The sequence below is a fragment of the Agrobacterium sp. 16-172Ci genome (assembly GCF_053522725.1).
The window spans coordinates 29,308-47,792 of record NZ_JBNWBW010000019.1 but is presented as its reverse complement, the minus strand read 5'-3'; the positions used below and the strand labels follow the sequence as shown (position 1 = coordinate 47,792).

17 protein-coding genes are annotated in these 18,485 nt (G+C 60.8%); 15 read left to right on the top strand and 2 right to left on the bottom strand.

What is annotated here, in order from left to right; translation table 11 throughout:
• Complete coding sequence (locus tag ACQZ40_RS17075; RefSeq protein ID WP_448748310.1) at positions 1-726, top strand: heme-copper oxidase subunit III family protein; 726 nt, start codon at positions 1-3, stop codon at positions 724-726.
• A 14-nt stretch (positions 727-740) separates the two neighbouring features.
• Positions 741-1,073, top strand: a complete 333-nt coding sequence (locus ACQZ40_RS17070; protein WP_080857789.1) for a cytochrome C oxidase subunit IV family protein — start codon at positions 741-743, stop codon at positions 1,071-1,073.
• A gap of 16 nt (positions 1,074-1,089) precedes the next feature.
• Here the strand turns inward: ACQZ40_RS17070 and ACQZ40_RS17065 are convergent, their stop codons facing one another.
• Complete coding sequence (locus ACQZ40_RS17065; protein WP_448748309.1) at positions 1,090-2,136, bottom strand: GlxA family transcriptional regulator; 1,047 nt, start codon at positions 2,134-2,136, stop codon at positions 1,090-1,092.
• Between the two features lie 85 nt (positions 2,137-2,221).
• Here ACQZ40_RS17065 and ACQZ40_RS17060 point away from each other — a divergent pair, with 85 nt between their 5' ends.
• From ACQZ40_RS17060 to purU, 6 genes are all read left to right on the top strand, one after another.
• Positions 2,222-3,475, top strand: coding sequence for a sarcosine oxidase subunit beta family protein (locus ACQZ40_RS17060; protein WP_078052863.1), 1,254 nt, complete (start codon positions 2,222-2,224; stop codon positions 3,473-3,475).
• 10 nt (positions 3,476-3,485) lie between these two features.
• Positions 3,486-3,806 carry a sarcosine oxidase subunit delta gene (locus ACQZ40_RS17055; RefSeq protein WP_003504489.1) on the top strand — a complete coding sequence of 107 codons (321 nt, stop codon included), beginning with the start codon at positions 3,486-3,488 and terminating at the stop codon, positions 3,804-3,806.
• Positions 3,803-6,793, top strand: coding sequence for a sarcosine oxidase subunit alpha (locus ACQZ40_RS17050; RefSeq protein WP_448748308.1), 2,991 nt, complete (start codon positions 3,803-3,805; stop codon positions 6,791-6,793). The genes ACQZ40_RS17055 and ACQZ40_RS17050 overlap by 4 nt, the downstream gene beginning before the upstream one ends.
• Positions 6,794-6,909: 116 nt before the next feature.
• Positions 6,910-7,464 (top strand): sarcosine oxidase subunit gamma, encoded by a 555-nt coding sequence (locus ACQZ40_RS17045; RefSeq protein ID WP_448748307.1) that lies wholly within the window; start codon positions 6,910-6,912, stop codon positions 7,462-7,464.
• Positions 7,465-7,481: 17 nt separating this feature from the next.
• A complete protein-coding gene (glyA, locus tag ACQZ40_RS17040; RefSeq protein ID WP_448748306.1) occupies positions 7,482-8,750 on the top strand; it encodes a serine hydroxymethyltransferase in 1,269 nt (422 codons plus the stop codon).
• 122 nt (positions 8,751-8,872) lie between these two features.
• Positions 8,873-9,757, top strand: coding sequence for a formyltetrahydrofolate deformylase (gene purU / locus ACQZ40_RS17035; RefSeq protein ID WP_448741609.1), 885 nt, complete (start codon positions 8,873-8,875; stop codon positions 9,755-9,757).
• A 76-nt stretch (positions 9,758-9,833) separates the two neighbouring features.
• On the opposite strand, the gene ACQZ40_RS17030 is transcribed toward purU, so the two are convergent.
• Complete coding sequence (locus ACQZ40_RS17030; RefSeq protein WP_448748305.1) at positions 9,834-11,063, bottom strand: MFS transporter; 1,230 nt, start codon at positions 11,061-11,063, stop codon at positions 9,834-9,836.
• Positions 11,064-11,184: 121 nt separating this feature from the next.
• Here ACQZ40_RS17030 and ACQZ40_RS17025 point away from each other — a divergent pair, with 121 nt between their 5' ends.
• From ACQZ40_RS17025 to ACQZ40_RS16995, 7 genes are all read left to right on the top strand, one after another.
• Complete coding sequence (locus ACQZ40_RS17025; protein ID WP_020812322.1) at positions 11,185-11,778, top strand: TetR/AcrR family transcriptional regulator; 594 nt, start codon at positions 11,185-11,187, stop codon at positions 11,776-11,778.
• Positions 11,779-11,908: 130 nt separating this feature from the next.
• On the top strand, positions 11,909-12,358 hold the full coding sequence (locus ACQZ40_RS17020) for a DUF1801 domain-containing protein (protein WP_174037479.1): 450 nt from the start codon (positions 11,909-11,911) through the stop codon (positions 12,356-12,358).
• A gap of 260 nt (positions 12,359-12,618) precedes the next feature.
• A complete protein-coding gene (locus ACQZ40_RS17015; RefSeq protein ID WP_065654939.1) occupies positions 12,619-13,671 on the top strand; it encodes an NAD(P)-dependent alcohol dehydrogenase in 1,053 nt (350 codons plus the stop codon).
• A gap of 369 nt (positions 13,672-14,040) precedes the next feature.
• Entirely contained in the window at positions 14,041-14,925 is an 885-nt protein-coding gene (locus ACQZ40_RS17010; protein ID WP_080858199.1) for an AraC family transcriptional regulator, read from the top strand.
• Between the two features lie 97 nt (positions 14,926-15,022).
• Entirely contained in the window at positions 15,023-15,934 is a 912-nt protein-coding gene (locus tag ACQZ40_RS17005; protein ID WP_078052849.1) for an ABC transporter substrate-binding protein, read from the top strand.
• A gap of 72 nt (positions 15,935-16,006) precedes the next feature.
• On the top strand, positions 16,007-17,509 hold the full coding sequence (locus ACQZ40_RS17000) for a sugar ABC transporter ATP-binding protein (RefSeq protein WP_448748304.1): 1,503 nt from the start codon (positions 16,007-16,009) through the stop codon (positions 17,507-17,509).
• On the top strand, positions 17,499-18,476 hold the full coding sequence (locus tag ACQZ40_RS16995; RefSeq protein ID WP_004438211.1) for an ABC transporter permease: 978 nt from the start codon (positions 17,499-17,501) through the stop codon (positions 18,474-18,476). The genes ACQZ40_RS17000 and ACQZ40_RS16995 overlap by 11 nt, the downstream gene beginning before the upstream one ends.
• The last annotated feature ends 9 nt before the right edge of the window (positions 18,477-18,485 follow it).

Genomic DNA, 18,485 nt, shown 5'->3' with positions numbered 1-18,485 from the left:
ATGGCCGCATCCATGGAGGAAAGAGCGGTAAGTGATCCGCATCTGCGGCCGGCGGGACTGCGCGGCGTCGCCGCCGATCTGTCATCGGACCAGCGGGCGTTCAAGAACGTCTCCTGGGGCAAGGCGATGATGTGGATATTCATCCTGAGCGATATCTTCATTTTCGGCTGTTTCCTGCTGGCCTATATGGCGGCGCGCATGTCGGCCACCGCGGCCTGGCCCAATCCGAGCGAGGTTTTCGCGCTCACGATTGCCGGCCGGCACATTCCGCTGATCCTGATTGCCATCATGACCTTTGTTCTCATCAGCAGCAGCGGCACGATGGCCATGGCCGTCAACTTCGCATATCGCCGCGACCGTCGCAAAACCGCCGCGCTGATGGTGGCGACGGCAGCGCTTGGAGCGACATTCGTGGGAATGCAGGCATTCGAATGGAGCAAGCTGATCGCGGAGGGCGTTCGCCCCTGGGAAAACCCGTGGGGTGCGGCGCAGTTCGGTTCGGCTTTCTTCATGATCACGGGCTTTCACGGCACCCATGTGTCCATCGGCGTCCTGTTTCTTCTCATCGTCGCGCGCAAGGTGTGGCGGGGAGATTTCGATGAGGAAAGGCGGGGGTTCTTCACCAGCCGAAAGGGGCAATATGAGATCGTCGAGATAACCGGGCTTTACTGGCACTTCGTGGATCTGGTGTGGGTCTTTATCTTCGCATTCTTCTATCTGTGGTGAGTGAGGATGGCATCATGGCACAGCAACAGTCACAACAGGGACAGCAGCATCCGATAAGACTTTACATGGTGGTCTGGGGACTGCTTTTCGTCCTCAGCGCCTTCTCCTATATGGTCGATTATCTTGGCATTCAGAGTTATCCGAGATGGTCTCTCATCATCCTCTTCATGATCCTGAAGGCGGGGCTGATCATGGCGATTTTCATGCATATGGCCTGGGAACGGCTGGTTCTGGTCTACGCCATCCTGCTTCCGCCGGTTCTCGTGCTCGTCTTCGCAGCCCTGATGGCCTCGGAATCCAGCTATACGGCTCTTACCCGGCTGACCTTCATGGGGGCGGGTTCCTAGAACAGAGGCAAGATTTTCAGGATTGTGGAAGCAGCACGCCGACGGCGAATTCCTCTTCGGTTGCGACGTGGCCGGCCTGAGTCTTGCGATATTCGCTGGGGGTGAAACCGCGCTCGGCTCGTAGCGTGCGGGAAAGGTGCGGCGCATCGCAAAAACCGGTGGCGAGCGAAATCTGGGTGATGCTGTCACGCGTCGTGCGCAGCAGCGACAGAGCGCGATCCAGTCGAAGCTCGAGATAGACCTTCGAAGGCGTTGCGCTGAGGTCGTTCAGGAAACGCCGTTCGAGGCTGCGGCGGCCAAGGCCGAGATCATTCGCCAGTTCCAGCACGGTTCTCGGAACCTCGATATTCTGCTGCATCCGCAGGATTGCTTTTTTGACGAGGGGATCGTTGGCCTTGCGCGTGCTCTGCTGGCCGGGTTGAGGCTTTTCGCCGCTCAGCGCGCTGTCGATCATCATGATGTTGAGGCTTTTGATGGCGGCGGACTGGCCGACATGACGCTCGACGAGGAAGGCTGCCAGATGCGCTGCGCCGTGGCCACCGGAACAGGTCAGTCGGTCGCGGTCGATGACGAAGATCTGGTCGGAGATCATCTGGACGGTATCGAAACGGTCGAGAAAATCCTGACGGTGGAACCAGCTTACGCAGCAGCGATAACCATCGAGCAGGCCGGCCTCGTGCAGGATGAAAACGCCGGTGCATAGCCCGACGATGGGAACGCCCGCCGCCGCCCGTTCCTTCAGGAAGCGCAGCGCCTCCTGCGGCAGGGCGCTGTGATCGCTGATCAAACCGCCGACAACGACGATATAGTCGTAGTGCCCGGCGTCCATCAGCCGTGTATCCGGCTGCACCTTCACGCCGCAACTCGATTGTACGCTGCTCATGGTCGCCGAGAGCACCGACCATTCGCACAGGATAGGCCGCGAACGGTCCGCCTCATCGGCCGCAAGGCGCAGCACATCGACGAAATTCGCGAAGGCCGACAGCGTGAAGCGGTCGGCAAGCAGGAAGGCGACGCTGAGGCGTTTTCTGGCGCGGGGTAAGGTCATGACGCAAATATTCATGCAAACAGACGCGATTGTCCAGCCGGGGCGCGGCAAATGCTCCTAGCTTTTGCGACACGAGATTTTCCAACCATCGGGTCCGCTCATGACGCGTTTTAATGCTTTCAATCTTTTGCGGAATGCCGTGACCGGCCACAAGAACTGGGACGAGCAATGGCCCGACAGTCAGCCGAAAGCCGAATATGACGTGGTCATCGTCGGCGCCGGCGGCCATGGTCTTGGCGCTGCCTATTATCTGGCCAGCCAGCACGGCATCACCAATGTCGCTGTCATCGACAAGGGCTGGCTCGGCGGCGGCAATACCGGCCGCAACACCACGATCATCCGCTCGAACTATCTCTATGACGAGAGCGCCCGTCTTTACGATCACGCCGTCGATCTGTGGGAGAACTTGAGCCAGGAATTGAACTACAACGTCATGTATTCAAGGCGCGGTGTGCTGATGCTGGCGCATAATGTGCACGATGTGCAGAGCTTCAAGCGCCACATCCATTCCAACCGTTTGAATGGCGTCGATAATCGCTGGCTCACCCCGGAAGAATGCAAGGAATACTGCCCGCCGCTCAGCATTGCGCCGAATGCCCGCTATCCGGTCATGGGCGGCGCGCTTCAGGAACGGGCCGGCACGGCGCGCCACGATGCGGTCGCCTGGGGTTATGCGCGCGGCGCTGCCGCCCGCGGCGTCGATATCATCCAGAACTGCCCGGTCACGGCCATTCGCCGCAACGCTGACGGCTCCGTCGCGGGCGTCGAGACGGCGAGGGGTTTCATCAAGGCAAAGAAGGTCGCGGTTTCCGCCGCCGGTCACACTTCGGTCGTCATGGACACGGCCGGTGTGCGTCTGCCGCTCGAAAGCTATCCGTTGCAGGCGCTGGTGTCGGAGCCGATCAAGCCGATCTTCCCCTGCGTGGTAATGTCGAACGCGGTTCACGCCTATATCAGCCAGTCGGACAAGGGCGAACTGGTGATCGGTTCGGGCACGGACCAATATACGTCCTATTCGCAGCGCGGCGGCTTGCCGCTGATCGAACATACGATCGCGGCCATCGTCGAAATCTTCCCGATCTTCAACCGCATGCGGATGCTGCGTAAATGGGGCGGCATCGTTGATGTGACTCCGGATCGCTCGGCCATTCTCGGCAAGACGCCGGTTGCCGGCCTTTACGTCAATTGCGGCTGGGGTACCGGCGGTTTCAAGGCCACGCCCGGCGCTGCCCATACCTTCGCCTGGACCATCGCCAAAAACGAACCGCACCCGATCAACGCGCCTTTCACGCTGGAACGCTTCCGTTCCGGCCGCCTGATCGACGAGGCCGCCGCCGCAGCCGTGGCGCACTGAGGATAGAATCATGCTGCTGATCCGCTGCCCCTATTGCAACGAAACTCTGCCGGAAGCCGAATTCACCTATGCCGGGCAGGCCCATATTACCCGCGCCGCCGATCCCTCGTCGCAGACCGATGAGCAATGGGAAGAATTCCTGTTCATCCGCGAAAACGTGAAAGGTCCGCATTTCGAGCGCTGGCGGCACCTGCATGGCTGCGGCCGCTTCTTCAACGCCGTGCGTGATACGGTGAGCGACCGTTTCCTCACGACCTATCGGGCCGGCGAGCCGCGTCCTGAACTTTCTTCCCTGACCCGTGCACCAGCCAGTTCCGAGGTGTCGAAATGAACTCCTATCGCGTTTCCGGCCGTGGCCGCGTGGATGCCGCCCGCTCCGTGAGCTTCACCTTCGACGGCAAGACCTATCGCGGCGTGAAGGGCGATACGGTCGCCTCCGCACTTCTCGCCAATGGCGTGCATCTGATGGGCCGCTCGTTCAAATACCACCGCCCGCGCGGCCCGGTGGCAGCGGGTTCCGAGGAGCCGAATGCGCTGATCGGCACCCGCCGCAGTGCCGGACGTTTCGAACCGAACACCCGCGCCACGGTGCAGGAAATCTGGAACGGGCTGGAAACCACCTCGCAGAACAAATATCCGAGCCTGAAATTCGATATCGGCGCGGTAAACGACATGGCCTATATGCTGTTTTCGGCGGGCTTCTATTACAAGACCTTCATGTGGCCGAAGAGCTTCTGGAACAAGGTCTATGAGCCCTTCATCCGCGCGGCTGCGGGTCTCGGCGTTTCGCCGACGGAGGAGGACCCCGACACCTATGCCTCGCGCAACCTGCATTGCGATGTGCTGATCGTCGGTGCCGGTCCCGCCGGTCTTGCGGCAGCGCGTGCGGCGGCGGTCGATGGTCTGAAGGTCGTGCTGGTCGATGAAAATGCCGAAGCCGGCGGCACGCTTTTGTCCGAACCGCAGGCGAAGATCGACGGCAAGCCCGCATGGAACTGGCTTGCGGATGAGTTGAAGGCGCTGAAGGAGCGCGGCGTCAGGGTCATGACCCGCACGACGGCGATTGCCTATTACCACCAGAACATGATCGGCCTTTGCGAAAAGCTGACCGACCATCTGGAAACCGTGCCGAAAGATACGCCGCGCGAGCGCCTGTGGCGGGTGCGGGCTCGCCAGGTGGTGCTGGCGCAGGGCGCGCTGGAAAAGCCGCTGGTCTTCCACGGCAACGACCGTCCGGGCGTGATGCTGGCGGGGGCTGCCCAGACCTATCTCAACCGTTACGGCGTCAAGGTCGGTAACCGGCCGGTGGTGGTGACGAGCCATGACAGCGCCTGGTATGCGGCCTTCGATCTTCATGGCGCGGGCGCGCGTGTTCAGGCTATTGTCGATACCCGCGCCAAGGTGCGCGAGGAACTGGTCAATGAAGCGCGCGCGCTCGGCATTCCGGTCAAGCTGTCGCATACGGTCACGGCGACCTCGGGCCGGCTGCGGGTCAAGTCCGTCCGGGTCAATGCGGTTAGTGGCGCGTCGGTCGGTGCGGGACAGGAGATTGCCTGTGATGCGGTGCTGATGTCGGGCGGCTGGACGCCGTCGCTACATCTCTTTTCCCATACGCAGGGCAAGATCGCCTGGGATGATGAACGGACTACGTTCCTTCCTGCCCTCACTAACGAGGATTGCGTCATTGCCGGGGCCGGGCGAGGGCTGTGGGGCATCGAGGCGGCGCTGAAGGACGGTGCGGAACGGGGTCGCGAAGTCGCCGACGCACTCGGCAAGGCCGCCAATAGTTCCAGCCATGCGGTGGAACATGACCGTACCGGCAACGGCGTCTCGCACACGGAACTGCCGAGCGACCGCGATGCCGGCAAGGCCAAGGCTTTCGTAGATTACCAGAATGACGTGACCGCCAAGGATCTGCGGCTTGCCGTGCGTGAGGGCATGCGCTCCATCGAACATGTCAAGCGCTACACCACCAACGGCATGGCGACCGATCAGGGCAAGATGTCCAACATCAACGGTCTCAACATCGCGGCAGAAGCGCTGGGCAAGCGCCAGCCGCAGGTGGGGCTGACCACCTTCCGTCCGCCCTATACGCCAACGACCTTCGGCGCTTTTGCGGGTTATCACCGTGGTGCGCATTTCGAAGTGACGCGCAAGACTCAGATCGACGGTTGGGCTGAGGAGCACGGTGCGGTTTACGAGCCGGTCGGGCAATGGCGTCGCGCCTGGTATTTCCCGAAGCCGGGTGAAGACATGGATGCGGCGGTCAGCCGTGAATGCCGGGCGGTGCGCCAGAGCGTTGGCATTTTCGATGCCTCGACGCTCGGCAAGATCGAGGTGGTCGGTCCCGATGCGGTCGAGTTCATGAACCGCATGTATACCAATCCCTGGACGAAGCTTGCCGCCGGCCGCTGCCGTTATGGCCTGCTGCTCGGCGATGATGGCTTCATCCGCGATGACGGCGTCATCGGCCGCATGACCGAGGACCGTTTCCATGTCACCACCACAACCGGCGGCGCCGCCCGCGTGCTGAACATGATGGAGGATTACCTCCAGACCGAATGGCCCGATCTCAATGTCTGGCTGACCTCGACCACCGAACAGTGGTCGACCATTGCGCTGAACGGCCCGAACGCGGCGAAGCTGCTCGCGCCGCTGGTGCAAGGCATCGAACTGACGGAAGAGGCTTTCCCGCACATGTCCTGCGTGGAATGCACCGTTGCCGGCATGCCGGCGCGGTTGTTCCGCGTCAGCTTCACCGGCGAGATCGGCTTCGAGGTCAATGTGCCGGCGCCGCTCGGCCGCAAGCTCTGGGAAATCCTGTGGGAGGCCGGCCAGCAATATGGCATCACGCCTTACGGCACGGAAACCATGCATGTGCTGCGCGCCGAAAAGGGTTACATCATCGTCGGCCAGGACACCGATGGTACGGTTACGCCCTATGATGCGGCGATGGGCTGGGCCGTGGGCAAGAACAAGCCGGATTTCGTCGGCAAGCGCGGCCTTGCCCGCCCCGATCTCGTCGCCAAGGGTCGTCGCCATCTCGTCGGTCTTCTGACCGAAGACCGCTCGAAGTTGGAAGAGGGCGCGCAGATCGTCTTCGATGCGAAACAGCCGATCCCCATGAAAATGGTGGGTCACGTCACCTCGTCCTATCACTCGGACGCCGTCGGCCAACCGATTGCGCTGGCGCTGGTTGAGGGCGGCCATGATCGGATGGGCGAGACCGTCTACATTCCGATGCTGGACCGCACCATTGCCGCGAAAATCACCGGGATGGTCTTTGTCGATCCCGAAAATACCCGCCTGAAGATTTGACTAGCGCATATCCGGCGAACACAAGTTCGCAAGATATGCTATAACTCTTTGTTTTTGCGCATTTTCCGGACGTAAAGGCGAATTCGCCTTTACTGGAAATGCTCTAGGAGATGACAATGAACATGCGCGTTTCCTCCCCCGTTCACGGCACGCTGGCCGAGAGCAAAGCAGCCCGGGTCAGCATTCTGGCCGCGCAGGCGCGGCTGTCGCTGCGGGCGCGTGGCGATCTCGCCTCGCTCAACGCCGCCCTTGGCCTTACCCTGCCGGACCGGATCGGCCTCCGCGCCGCTTCAGGCGACATCGAGGTCCTGCGCCTTGGCCCCGACGAATGGACCGTGCTTGCACCTGTCAGCGCGGTCGACAGGCTGATTGCCGCCTGCGCAGGCGTTTACGCCAGCCATCCGCATAGTCTCGTCGATATTTCCGGACGAGAAATGACGCTCCTGATCGAAGGTCCGCAGGCTGCCGAATTGCTGACGCTGGGCTGCGCCCGCGACATCGATACGATTGCCGTCGGCGAGGGACGCCGGACGATTTTCGATGGCGTCAGCGTGGTGCTCCGGCGCGATGCGGAAAACCGTTTCCGCATGGATGTCTGGAACAGTTTCGTATCGCATCTTGGCCATCTGCTTGAAACCGGCTGCAAGGAACTTGCGGCGGACATCGCCTGATCTCGAAGGAGGAAACAATGCTCAACCGACTGTCGCATAATACCGTTTCGGACACGGTGATCGCCGACGCCATCGCCGAGGAACTCGACCGCCAGAAGACGCAGATCGAGCTGATCGCTTCGGAAAACATCGTTTCCGCCGATGTTCTGGCGGCGCAAGGCTCGGAGCTGACCAACAAATATGCCGAGGGATATCCCGGCAAGCGTTATTACGGTGGCTGCGAATTCGTCGATAAGGTCGAGGCGGTCGCCATCGACCGGCTGAAGCAGCTCTTCGGCGCGGAATTCGCCAATGTGCAGCCGCATTCCGGCGCGCAGGCCAATCAGGCGGTGTTTCTGGCGCTGCTTCAGCCCGGCGACCGGATCATGGGGCTTTCGCTGGCCCATGGCGGCCATCTTACGCATGGTTCGCCGGTCACCATGTCCGGCAAATGGTTCGATGTCGTCTCCTATGAGGTCGACGCCGAAACCCATCTGATCGATATGGAGAAGGTACGGGCACGGGCGCTGGAGACGAAACCGAAGCTGATCGTGGCGGGCGCATCGGCCTATCCGCGCCAGATCGATTTCGCCGGCTTCCGTAAGATCGCTGACGAGGTAGGCGCTTATCTAATGGTCGATATGGCCCATTATGCCGGGCTGATCGCCGGCGGCAAATATCCGAACCCCGTGCCGCACGCCCATGTGGTCACCTCCACCACCCACAAGACCCTGCGCGGTCCGCGCGGCGGCGTTATCCTCACCAACGATGCCGATCTCGCCAAAAAGCTCAATTCGGCGGTATTCCCCGGCAATCAGGGCGGTCCGCTGATGCATGTCATCGCCGCCAAGGCCGTGGCTTTCGGCGAGGCGCTGCGCCCGGACTTTGCGGATTACGCCAGCCAGGTCATCGCCAATGCGCAGGCGCTTGCCGCCGTGCTGACAAAGGGTGGTCTGGGGATCGTCTCTGGCGGAACCGACAGCCATATGGTGCTGGTCGATCTGCGCCCGAAAGGCGTGACCGGCAAGATCGCCGAAATCGCGCTGGACAGGGCGGGGCTTACCTGCAACAAGAACGCCATTCCCAACGATCCGGAAAAGCCCTTCGTCACCTCGGGTATCCGGCTCGGCAGCTCCGCCGGCACCACGCGCGGTTTTGGCGTCGCCGAATTCGAACAGATCGGTGCGCTGATCCTGCGTGTCATCGATGCGCTGGCGGCGAATGCCGAGGGTGACGCCGCAGTCGAGGCCGACGTGCGGGAGCAGGTCGCAGCGCTTTGCGACGCCTTCCCGATCTACGGTTCGTAAGCGGCCCTGCCGGGCTTCGGCAAGTCTCAATCGCCGTCCTGGCCACGGCCGGCGGTTCATCGGCAATCGGCGCGAAAGCGCGGGCGATCCGTCCGCGCCGCAAAGACCCAGGGGAGCAGGATTTGACCACCTATATCATGAAAGTCGCGTGTCCGGCGCGCAGCGGCATCGTCGCCGCCGTCTCCGGTTATCTTGCCCGGTCCGGCTGCAACATCAACGACAGTTCGCAGTTCACCGACCAGGAGACGGGCCGCTTCTTCATGCGGCTGAGCTTCGTTTCCGAACAGGGATCGGGACGCGATGCACTGCTTGACGGGTTTGGTTCCGTCGCGGCCGATTTCGATATGGATTACGATATTCATGACCTTTCGCGAAAGACGAAAGTCGTGATCATGGTCTCGCGCTTCGGCCATTGCCTGAACGATCTGCTGTATCGCTCCCGCATCGGTGCGCTGCCGGTCGAGATCGTCGCCGTAATTTCCAATCATCTTGATTATCAGAAGCAGGTGGTGAATGAGGATATTCCCTTTCACCACATTCGTGTCACGCCGGAAACGAAGCCCGAGGCGGAAGCTGCGATCCTGCAGGTGGTGCAGGATACCGGAGCGGAGCTCGTGGTGCTGGCGCGCTACATGCAGGTCCTGTCGGACCGGCTATGTCAGGAAATGTCAGGCCGTATCATCAACATCCATCATTCCTTCCTGCCGTCTTTCAAGGGCGCCAACCCTTACAAGCAGGCCTATGAGCGCGGCGTGCGGCTGATCGGTGCGACCGCCCACTACGTCACCGCCGATCTCGATGAAGGGCCGATCATCGAGCAGGATACGATCCGCGTGACCCATGCCCAGAGTGCGATGGATTATGTCAGCCTCGGCCGGGATGTGGAAAGCCAGGTTCTTGCACGGGCCATCCACGCCCATATTCATCACCGGGTCTTTCTGAACGGAAACAGGACGGTCGTCTTTCCCGCGTCTCCCGGAGAACATGTGTCCGAACGCATGGGCTGAATGCGCAGTCCCAGCCCATGCAATTCAGGCTTATCCCGAGCGGCTTCTCGCCCGGGATGACCTTGATCCTCTGTTCTTACTCCGCGGGCTGCTGCATTGCAGCTACCGGGCCGGGCCGTCCGCGATCTCCGGAGAGGCTGCGCTGGCCGAGCGCGATGATGGCGACTGTCGAAAGGCTTGCGGCGACGGAGACCCAGAAACCGTTATCCGGGCCGAAATTGTCGATCACCCAGCCGGAGACGAAGGCGCCGAGCGCCATGCCGATACCGATGCCGGTCATTACCCAGGTCACGCCTTCCGTCAGCATCGATTCCGGCACGCGGCGCTCGATCAGGCCGAACGAGGTGATGAAAATCGGCGAGATTGCAACGCCGCTGAGGAAAACGGCGAAAGCGAGGAGTGCTACCGAGGTGTTGGCGACAAGCAGCGGCAGGGCGGTGAGTGCAAGCAAGCTGACGGCGATCAGCAATTGCCGTTGCAGCGGCATTTTGGGGTTGAGCGCGCCGAGGATGAGGCCGACCACGAAGGAGCCAATGGCATAGACGCCGATGACGAGGCTGGCGGCTTCCGGTTGACCAAGCGCCTTGGTGATTGCGACGGCGCTCACCTCGGCCGTGGCGAAAGTGGAGCCGACGAAGATCAGCGCGAGCGTGATGATCTGGACCGGCCGCAGGAAGATGGCCGAACGCTGCCGGCGGCCGCTTTCAACCGGCCGCACCTTGGGCTCGGTCGCGCGTTGCAGAAGGAAGGCAAAGGTGCCAAGCGCCAGGAAGGTGGTGCTGATCATCATGCCCGCTTCCGGAAAGAGCGAAACCGCAAGGCCAACGGAAAGCGAGGCGCCGGAGATGTAGACAAGTTCGTCGGCGGCGGATTCAAAGGCGAAGGCGGTGTTCAACTCCGGCCGGTCGCGGAAGATTTCCGTCCAGCGGGCGCGCATCATGGCGGGAATGCTCGGCATGGCGGCGGCGAGGAAGGCGGAAAGGAACTGTGTCCAGGCGGGCCATCTCTGATTTGTCGCGATAATCAGCGCCGCAAAGGCGATGACCGAGACGATGGTGGCGGGGATGAGGACCTTGCTCTGCCCCTTGCGGTCCACCAGCCGGGAGATTTGCGGGGAGAGGGCGGCATTGGTCAATGCGAAGGTTGCCGAGACGGCGCCGGCCAGCCAATATTCGCCATGAGTCTGGGAAAGCATGGCGACGATGCCGATCGGGGCCATGGCAATGGGAAGGCGGGCGAAGAAACCGGCGGCGGAAAAGCCTTTTGCGCCTGGAGCCCGGAAAATTTCTCTGTATGGATTAGACATCGGGATGCACCTTGTTCTAAGGGTGTCCACCACATACATACGTGGCGTATGTGAATGAGATAATTGCATACGACGCGTATGTCAACTAATATACGCGTCGTATGTGGAAAATGGAGAAGAAATGCGCAAACCTCGCAGTGAAATGATTGCCGAGACGCGGGCGAAGCTTCTGGCTGCCGGCCGCAAGGCCTTTGGCAGCATCGGTTATGCGGAAGCGTCGATGGACGACTTCACCGCCGAAGCCGGTCTCACCCGTGGCGCGCTCTATCACCATTTCGGCGACAAGAAAGGCCTGTTGCTGGCGGTTGTGGCCGAGATCGATGCGGAGATGACGAAGAGGCTCTGTGACATCTCCTCGAGGGCCGCGACCCGATGGGAGGGTTTCGTCGAGGAGAATGTCGGTTATGTGCGCATGGCTCTCGAACCGGAAATCCAGCGGATCATGTTTCGTGACGGGCCGGCCGTGCTCGGCGATCCGTCGCGCTGGCCGAATGCCAATGGCTGTATCTCGGCTGTCGCCCGAAGCCTGGATGCGCTCCGGGAAGAAGGCACCATCGGCGACATCGATCCGGAGGCATGCGCCCGCTTCATCAATGCGGCGAGCAGCAGCGCCGCCCAATGGATAGCCAATTCCGACGACCCGGAAACGACCTCGAAACGGGCTGTCGGAAGTTTCCGAACCTTTCTGGAGGGATTGCGGGTCAGGAAAGACTGACCCGCAAAGCTGCCGATCTGTTATTCCGCGTCGGCTGGGCGATCATCACGGAAAATGTGTAGAAAGATCTGGAATAGACACAGATCATGTTATTGGTAGCACTTGTTGTGAGACCCATGAGGCCAAGGTGATGGTCGGCAAGAAGTCAGACAAAGTCTCCGGAAGCAAGCCATCGGTTGCGACGCCGAAGCTTCTGTCGGGTGGCAATCCTCAGATTGCAAAAGGATATGGCGACACCCCGGTGCAGGCCTATATCGCCGCCATGCCGGGTTGGAAAAGCGCGGTGGGTGGCCGTATCGACAGGTTGATCGAAGGTGTCGTGCCCGGTGTGCGCAAGGCTGTGAAGTGGAATTCGCCCTTTTACGGCATGGAGGACGACATCTGGTTCCTCAGCCTTCACTGCTTCACGAAATATATCAAGGTGACCTTCCTTAACGGCGCATCCTTGCAGCCCTTGCCGCCCGGCACTTCCAAACATCCGAAAGTCCGTTACCTCGATATCCGCGAGGATGCGTTCGATGAAGCGCAGTTCGTGGAGTGGGTGAGGCAGGCAAGCGTGTTGCCCGGCGAAAAAATGTGAGCGAACGGGTTTACCGGTCCCAGAGGCTTTCAAGCACGCGATGATCGCGAAATGGGCGGACGAATCATGCCGGTTTTCCTGCCTCTTGAGGATAGTGTCGCGCCGCGGATGATGAGAAATCGCGGGCTGTCCGATACAGTTTTTCCGGAGCGAAGAAAAACCGGCCGTTCCGGCCGATTTCTGTTTACTTTTGCCGGGGTTGCACGCCATCACGCTCACTGAATTCGCTGCCAGACGTATCGCAAACCACGGAGGATGAGATGAAGGCACTGGTGCTGGAAGAAAAGGGCAAGCTCTCGCTCAGGGATTTTGACATTCCGGGTGGAGCAGGATCCGGTGAACTCGGGCCCAGGGATGTGCGCATCCGCACCCACACGGTCGGTATCTGCGGCTCGGACGTCCATTATTACACCCATGGCAAGATCGGTCATTTCGTCGTCAACGCGCCGATGGTGCTCGGCCATGAAGCGTCTGGAACGGTGATCGAAACCGGCGACGAGGTGACGCATCTGAAGGTGGGCGACCGCGTCTGCATGGAGCCCGGCATTCCCGATCCCACATCGCGCGCCACCAAGCTCGGCATCTACAATGTCGATCCGGCTGTCCGCTTCTGGGCGACGCCGCCAATCCATGGCTGCCTGACGCCCGAGGTCATTCATCCCGCCGCCTTCACTTATAAGCTGCCCGACAATGTGTCCTTCGCCGAAGGCGCCATGGTCGAACCTTTCGCCATCGGCATGCAGGCGGCGCTTAGGGCACGTATCCAGCCGGGCGATATCGCTGTCGTCACTGGAGCTGGTCCGATCGGCATGATGGTAGCGCTGGCGGCGCTTGCCGGCGGTTGCGCCAAGGTCATCGTTGCCGATCTCGCCCAGCCGAAGCTCGATATCATCGGTGCATATGATGGCATCGAAACCGTCAACATCCGCGAACGCAATCTCGCCGAGGCCGTCTCGGCGGCGACCGACGGCTGGGGCTGCGATATCGTCTTCGAATGCTCGGGCGCAGCACCCGCCGTGCTCGGCATGGCAAAGCTGGCGCGGCCGGGCGGCGCGATCGTGCTGGTCGGCATGCCTGTCGATCCGGTTCCGGTCGATATTGTCGGCCTGCAGGCCAAGGAACTGCGGGTCGAAACGGTTTTCCGTTATGCCAATGTTTACGACCGGGCAGTTGCGCTCATCGCCTCCGGCAAGGTTGATCTGAAGCCGCTGATTTCCGCGACCATTCCCTTCGAAGACAGCATTGCCGGTTTCGACCGTGCGGTTGAAGCACGGGAAACGGATGTGAAACTGCAGATCGTGATGCCGCAGTAACGAAGCCAGCCGCTGATGATTGAGCGGCAAAGATGTTGCGGAAAAGTATGAGTGTAGCCTGCCGGCATCCGGCAGGCTACACGTCAAAATTTCAACGAAAATCGCTTCTGGTTGCGCATTGTTTGAGCGCATCACGCCAAATTGAGCGGAAAAATCGGCCCCATCGCCGCGTTTATGGTCAGCCCTTTCGGGCGACTCTTCAATTTTCGACAAAAAAGAGTCAAAAAAGTATCGGCAATTTCTTCGGCGTGATGTGGATGTACCGCAGCCGCCCGCCATATGCTCCTCATCAACGCCTGGGACGAGCCATAAAGAGGAAATGGCTCCTGTCCGCAAATACGGCGGACGCGACTGATGGGAGGAACTATGATGCAGCCCGATCTGGAACTGGTGCACATCCGCAAGGGCGAATCTTTCGCCGCCTGGCGGCATGGCTATCCGTTCCGTACCGTGCGCTGGCATTATCATCCCGAATACGAAATCCATCTGGTCGTCGCCACGTCAGGCACGTTTTATATCGGTGATTTCGTCGGTCGTTTCGGCCCCGGTCAGCTCATCATGACCGGTCCCAATCTCCCCCAGAACTGGATCAGCGAGATCGAGCCGGACGAGATCGTGCCCACACGCTCTCTCGTGATCCAGTTTCCGGAGGCTTTTATCGAGGATGCCTGCGCCTCAATGTCCGAGATGGAGGTGGTGCGTGCGCTGCTGGACCGCAGCCGCCGCGGCATTCTGTTCGACGATGAGACAAGCGATCGCGTTCGTCCGCTGATCCTTCGGCTGATCGAGGCGCAGGGGCTGACGCGGCTCGCGCTTTTCTGGGAAATTCTCGATCTGCTGGTCAACGCGCCGTCTTCCGAGGTGCTTGCAAGCCTGAGCTACGAGCTGGACCTGACCGGCATTGGCGACAGCGGCATCAACCGCGCGCTGTCGCATCTGCGCCAGCACCTGACCGAACAGGTCGAGGAAATCGACCTCGCCGACATGGTGGGCCAGAGCCAGAGCGCCTTTTCCCGCGCCTTCAAGCGTCACACGGGAACGACGCTGGTGCGGTATCGCAATCAGTTACGCATCGATCTTGCCTGCCAGATGCTGCTGGCAGATCAGGAGGTCAAGGTGGCGGAGGTCTGCTACGATGTGGGCTTCTCCAATCTTTCGAATTTCAACCGGCATTTCCTGAAATTGAAGGGAATGTCGCCGTCGAGGTTCCGCACGATATTCGCAGCCCAGAAGGCAGCTGTGATGGCGGATTAAACCAGCGACACATCGCCAATTTTTTAGAATTCGGGCAGAGGGCTGTCCGGAAACGGGGTCTTGTTGCCCCAATTTTCCAACCGGGAGGAAGAGTGAGATGAAAATGAAGTCCAAGTTTCTGATGGCGACAGCCGCAATTGCAATGATGGCCGCTCCGGCGCTGGCGCAGGAAAAGCTGAAGATCGGCATGACCTTCCAGGAGCTGAACAACCCCTATTTCGTATCGATGCAGGAAGCGCTGAAGGAAGCCGCCGCAAGCATCGGCGCCGACGTTGTCGTGACTGATGCCGGCCACGATGTGGCAAAGCAGATTTCTGACGTTGAAGACATGCTGCAGCAGAAGATCGATATCCTGCTTCTGAACCCCACCGACAGCGCCGGCATCGAAGCCGCCGTTCACGCTGCCAAGGCTGCCGGTGTAATCGTCGTTGCGGTTGACGCCAACGCAAACGGCCCGGTCGACACCTTCGTCGGCTCGAAGAACCGTGACGCGGGTTACAAGTCGTGCAAGCATCTCGGTGAGGCGCTCGGTGGCAAGGGTGAAGTCGCAATCCTCGACGGTATCCCGGTCGTGCCGATCCTGCAGCGCGTTGAAGGCTGCAAGGCAGCGCTTGCCGAATTCGCCGACATCAAGCTGGTCGACACGCAGAACGGCCGTCAGGACCGCTCCGTTGCTCTCGGCGTCGTTGAAAACATGATCCAGTCGCGTCCGAACCTCGCCGGTATCTTCTCGGTGAATGACGGCGGTGCGATGGGCGCTCTGGCTGCGATCCAGGGTTCCGGCAAGGACATCAAGCTGACCTCGGTCGACGGTGCTCCGGAAGCTGTGAAGGCGATTGCCGAGGGTGGTCCTTTCATCGAAACCACCGCACAGTTCCCGCGTGATCAGGTTCGCGTCGGCCTTGCCATGGCGCTCGCCCAGAAGTGGGGCGCTCGCGTCGTGCCGAAGGAAGTTCCGATCGACGTCATGGTCGTCGATAGCAAGAACGCCGGCGAGTTCAGCTGGTAAAGAACTCCTCCCAGGCCCCGTCCCCATCTAGTATGGGGGCGGGGTTAAATCCCGACCATTGAGGAGGGTGAAATGCTGGAACTGAATGGAATAAGAAAAAGCTTTGGCAAGATCGAAGTCCTGCGCGGCGTCGACCTTGAGGCGCGCGCCGGTGAGGTGCATGCGCTTCTGGGCGAAAACGGCGCCGGCAAATCGACGCTGATGAAAATCCTGTGCGGCATTTTGCAGCCATCCGAGGGAACGATCCGCATCGACGGCAAGGATCGCCGCTTCGCCAATTATGACGAGGCGATTGCCGCCGGCGTCGGCATCGTGTTTCAGGAATTCAGCCTGATCCCTTATCTCGATGCCGTTGAAAACATGTTCCTTGCCCGCGAAATTCGCGGGCCGCTTCGCCTTTTGAACAAGGGCGCGATGCGCAGGCGCGCAGCCGAAATCATGGGCCGTCTGGCCGTGGATGTACCGCTTGATGTGCCGGTGCATCGCCTTTCGGTTGCCCAGCAGCAATTTGTCGAAATCGCCAAGGCACTGTCGCTGGATGCCCGCATTCTTGTGCTCGACGAGCCGACCGCGACGCTCACCCCCTCCGAGACGGAACACCTGTTCAAGGTCATGCGCGAGCTGCGGCGTCAGGGCGTGGCGATCATCTTCATTTCGCATCACCTCGAAGAAATATTCGAGATTTGCGACCGCATCACCGTTCTGCGCGATGGCGAGTTGATCGGTTCCTGCCTGACGTCGGAGGTCGATAATGACCGTCTGGTCGAGATGATGGTCGGCCGGCGCATCGAAGCCAGTTTCCCGCCGAAGCCAGAGCTCGATCCTTCCGCCGCAAAGGTTATCGAGGTGGAAGAGCTGCAATTGAAGAAGGGCGGTCCTGTCTCGCGTTTCGCGCTGCGCAAGGGCGAAATTCTTGGTTTTGCCGGGCTTGTTGGCTCGGGCCGTACGGAAACTGTTCTCGCCATGCTCGGGGCGCATTCAGCCTCGCGTCGCAAGATCAAGCTCGATGGTGTGGAGACGCGTTTTTCCGGCCCTGATGAAGCGCTGATGCGCGGCATCGGCTTGCTGCCGGAAAGCCGCAAGGAGGAGGGGCTGATTACCAGCTTCTCCATCCTGCAGAATATTTCGCTCAACAATTACCGCAAATACCGCAAGGCCCACTGGTTCCTCGATCTCAAAAAGGAACTGGAACACACGACAAAGGCCATGGCGCAGGTGCAGGTGAAGGCGCAGGGGCCTTATGCCCGCGTCGACACGCTATCGGGCGGCAACCAGCAGAAGATCGTCATCGCCCGCTGGCTGAACCATGACATGCGCGTGCTGATCTTCGACGAGCCGACACGCGGCATCGATGTCGGCGCTAAGGCGGAAATCTATGCGCTGATGCGGGAATTCGCCGCCAGGGGCCATTCGATCATCATGATCTCCTCGGAGCTGCCGGAAGTGATCGGCATGTCCGACAGGGTCTGCGTCTTCCGTTCCGGCGGCATCGTCGCCACGGTCGAGGGAGACGACATCAATTCAGAAACAATAATGACAAACGCCACCACCGGGAGAGTTGAACATGTCGCTTGATGCAAACACCGGCGTTGCCGCGAAAACGGGCGGTTTCAGTCTCAGCGCCATGCTGCGCTCGCCGCTTGCCCTGCCGCTGGCGGGCCTGATTGTCGTATCGATCCTCATGGGGCTTGCGAGCGACAATTTCTTCAGCCTCAACAACATCATGAACGTGCTGCGGCAGGTTTCTGTCGTCGGCATCCTCGCCGTCGGCATGACCTTCGTTATCCTCACCGGCGGCATCGACCTGTCGGTCGGCGCGGTCATGGCGCTGATCGGCACATTGTCCGCTGGCCTGATGGTGAATACCGGCCTCTCGCCTGCAATTGCCCTGCCGGCCGGCCTGTTCATCGGTCTCGGCATCGGCATCTTCAATGGCGCGCTCGTCGCCTGGGGCAAGATGCCGGCGATCATTGTCACGCTCGCCACCATGGGCATGGCGCGCGGTCTCGGCCTCATTTATTCCGGTGGCTACCCCGTCAGCGGCATTCCGAGCTGGATTTCCTGGTTCGGCGTCGGCCGTATCGGCGTCGTTCCGGTGCCGGTCGTCATCATGGTGGTGATCTATGCCATCGCCTGGGTACTGTTGCAGCGCACGGCTTTCGGCCGCCATGTCTATGCTCTCGGCGGAAACGAACTGGCGGCCCGTCTTTCGGGCGTGAAGACCCAGCGCGTCAAGCTCGCCGTCTATGGCATTTCGGGTGTGACGGCCGCTTTCGCCGCGCTCATCCTCACCGGCCGCCTGATGAGCGGTCAGCCCAATGCTGGCGTCGGCTTCGAACTGGACGCCATCGCAGCGGTCGTTCTCGGCGGCACGGCGATTGCCGGCGGCAGGGGCCTCATCCTCGGCACGCTCATCGGTGCGGTACTGCTCGGCATCCTCAATAACGGCCTCAACCTGATGGGCATCAACCCCTATCTGCAGGATGTCATCAAGGGCGGCATCATCCTGCTGGCCATCTATATCGGGCGCGAATGGCGCTGAGCCGGCCCG

Coding starts and splice junctions, on each gene's coding strand:
- ACQZ40_RS17055 (WP_003504489.1), top strand. CDS start 3,486: ATGCTGCTGATCCGCTGCCCCTATTGCAACGAAACTCTGCCGGAAGCC.
- glyA (WP_448748306.1), top strand. CDS start 7,482: ATGCTCAACCGACTGTCGCATAATACCGTTTCGGACACGGTGATCGCC.
- ACQZ40_RS17065 (WP_448748309.1), bottom strand. CDS start 2,136: ATGAATATTTGCGTCATGACCTTACCCCGCGCCAGAAAACGCCTCAGC.
- ACQZ40_RS17070 (WP_080857789.1), top strand. CDS start 741: ATGGCACAGCAACAGTCACAACAGGGACAGCAGCATCCGATAAGACTT.
- ACQZ40_RS17020 (WP_174037479.1), top strand. CDS start 11,909: ATGGTCGGCAAGAAGTCAGACAAAGTCTCCGGAAGCAAGCCATCGGTT.
- ACQZ40_RS17050 (WP_448748308.1), top strand. CDS start 3,803: ATGAACTCCTATCGCGTTTCCGGCCGTGGCCGCGTGGATGCCGCCCGC.
- ACQZ40_RS17010 (WP_080858199.1), top strand. CDS start 14,041: ATGCAGCCCGATCTGGAACTGGTGCACATCCGCAAGGGCGAATCTTTC.
- ACQZ40_RS17045 (WP_448748307.1), top strand. CDS start 6,910: ATGAACATGCGCGTTTCCTCCCCCGTTCACGGCACGCTGGCCGAGAGC.
- ACQZ40_RS17060 (WP_078052863.1), top strand. CDS start 2,222: ATGACGCGTTTTAATGCTTTCAATCTTTTGCGGAATGCCGTGACCGGC.
- ACQZ40_RS17005 (WP_078052849.1), top strand. CDS start 15,023: ATGAAAATGAAGTCCAAGTTTCTGATGGCGACAGCCGCAATTGCAATG.
- ACQZ40_RS17075 (WP_448748310.1), top strand. CDS start 1: ATGGCCGCATCCATGGAGGAAAGAGCGGTAAGTGATCCGCATCTGCGG.
- ACQZ40_RS17015 (WP_065654939.1), top strand. CDS start 12,619: ATGAAGGCACTGGTGCTGGAAGAAAAGGGCAAGCTCTCGCTCAGGGAT.
- ACQZ40_RS17000 (WP_448748304.1), top strand. CDS start 16,007: ATGCTGGAACTGAATGGAATAAGAAAAAGCTTTGGCAAGATCGAAGTC.
- ACQZ40_RS17030 (WP_448748305.1), bottom strand. CDS start 11,063: ATGTCTAATCCATACAGAGAAATTTTCCGGGCTCCAGGCGCAAAAGGC.
- ACQZ40_RS16995 (WP_004438211.1), top strand. CDS start 17,499: ATGTCGCTTGATGCAAACACCGGCGTTGCCGCGAAAACGGGCGGTTTC.
- ACQZ40_RS17025 (WP_020812322.1), top strand. CDS start 11,185: ATGCGCAAACCTCGCAGTGAAATGATTGCCGAGACGCGGGCGAAGCTT.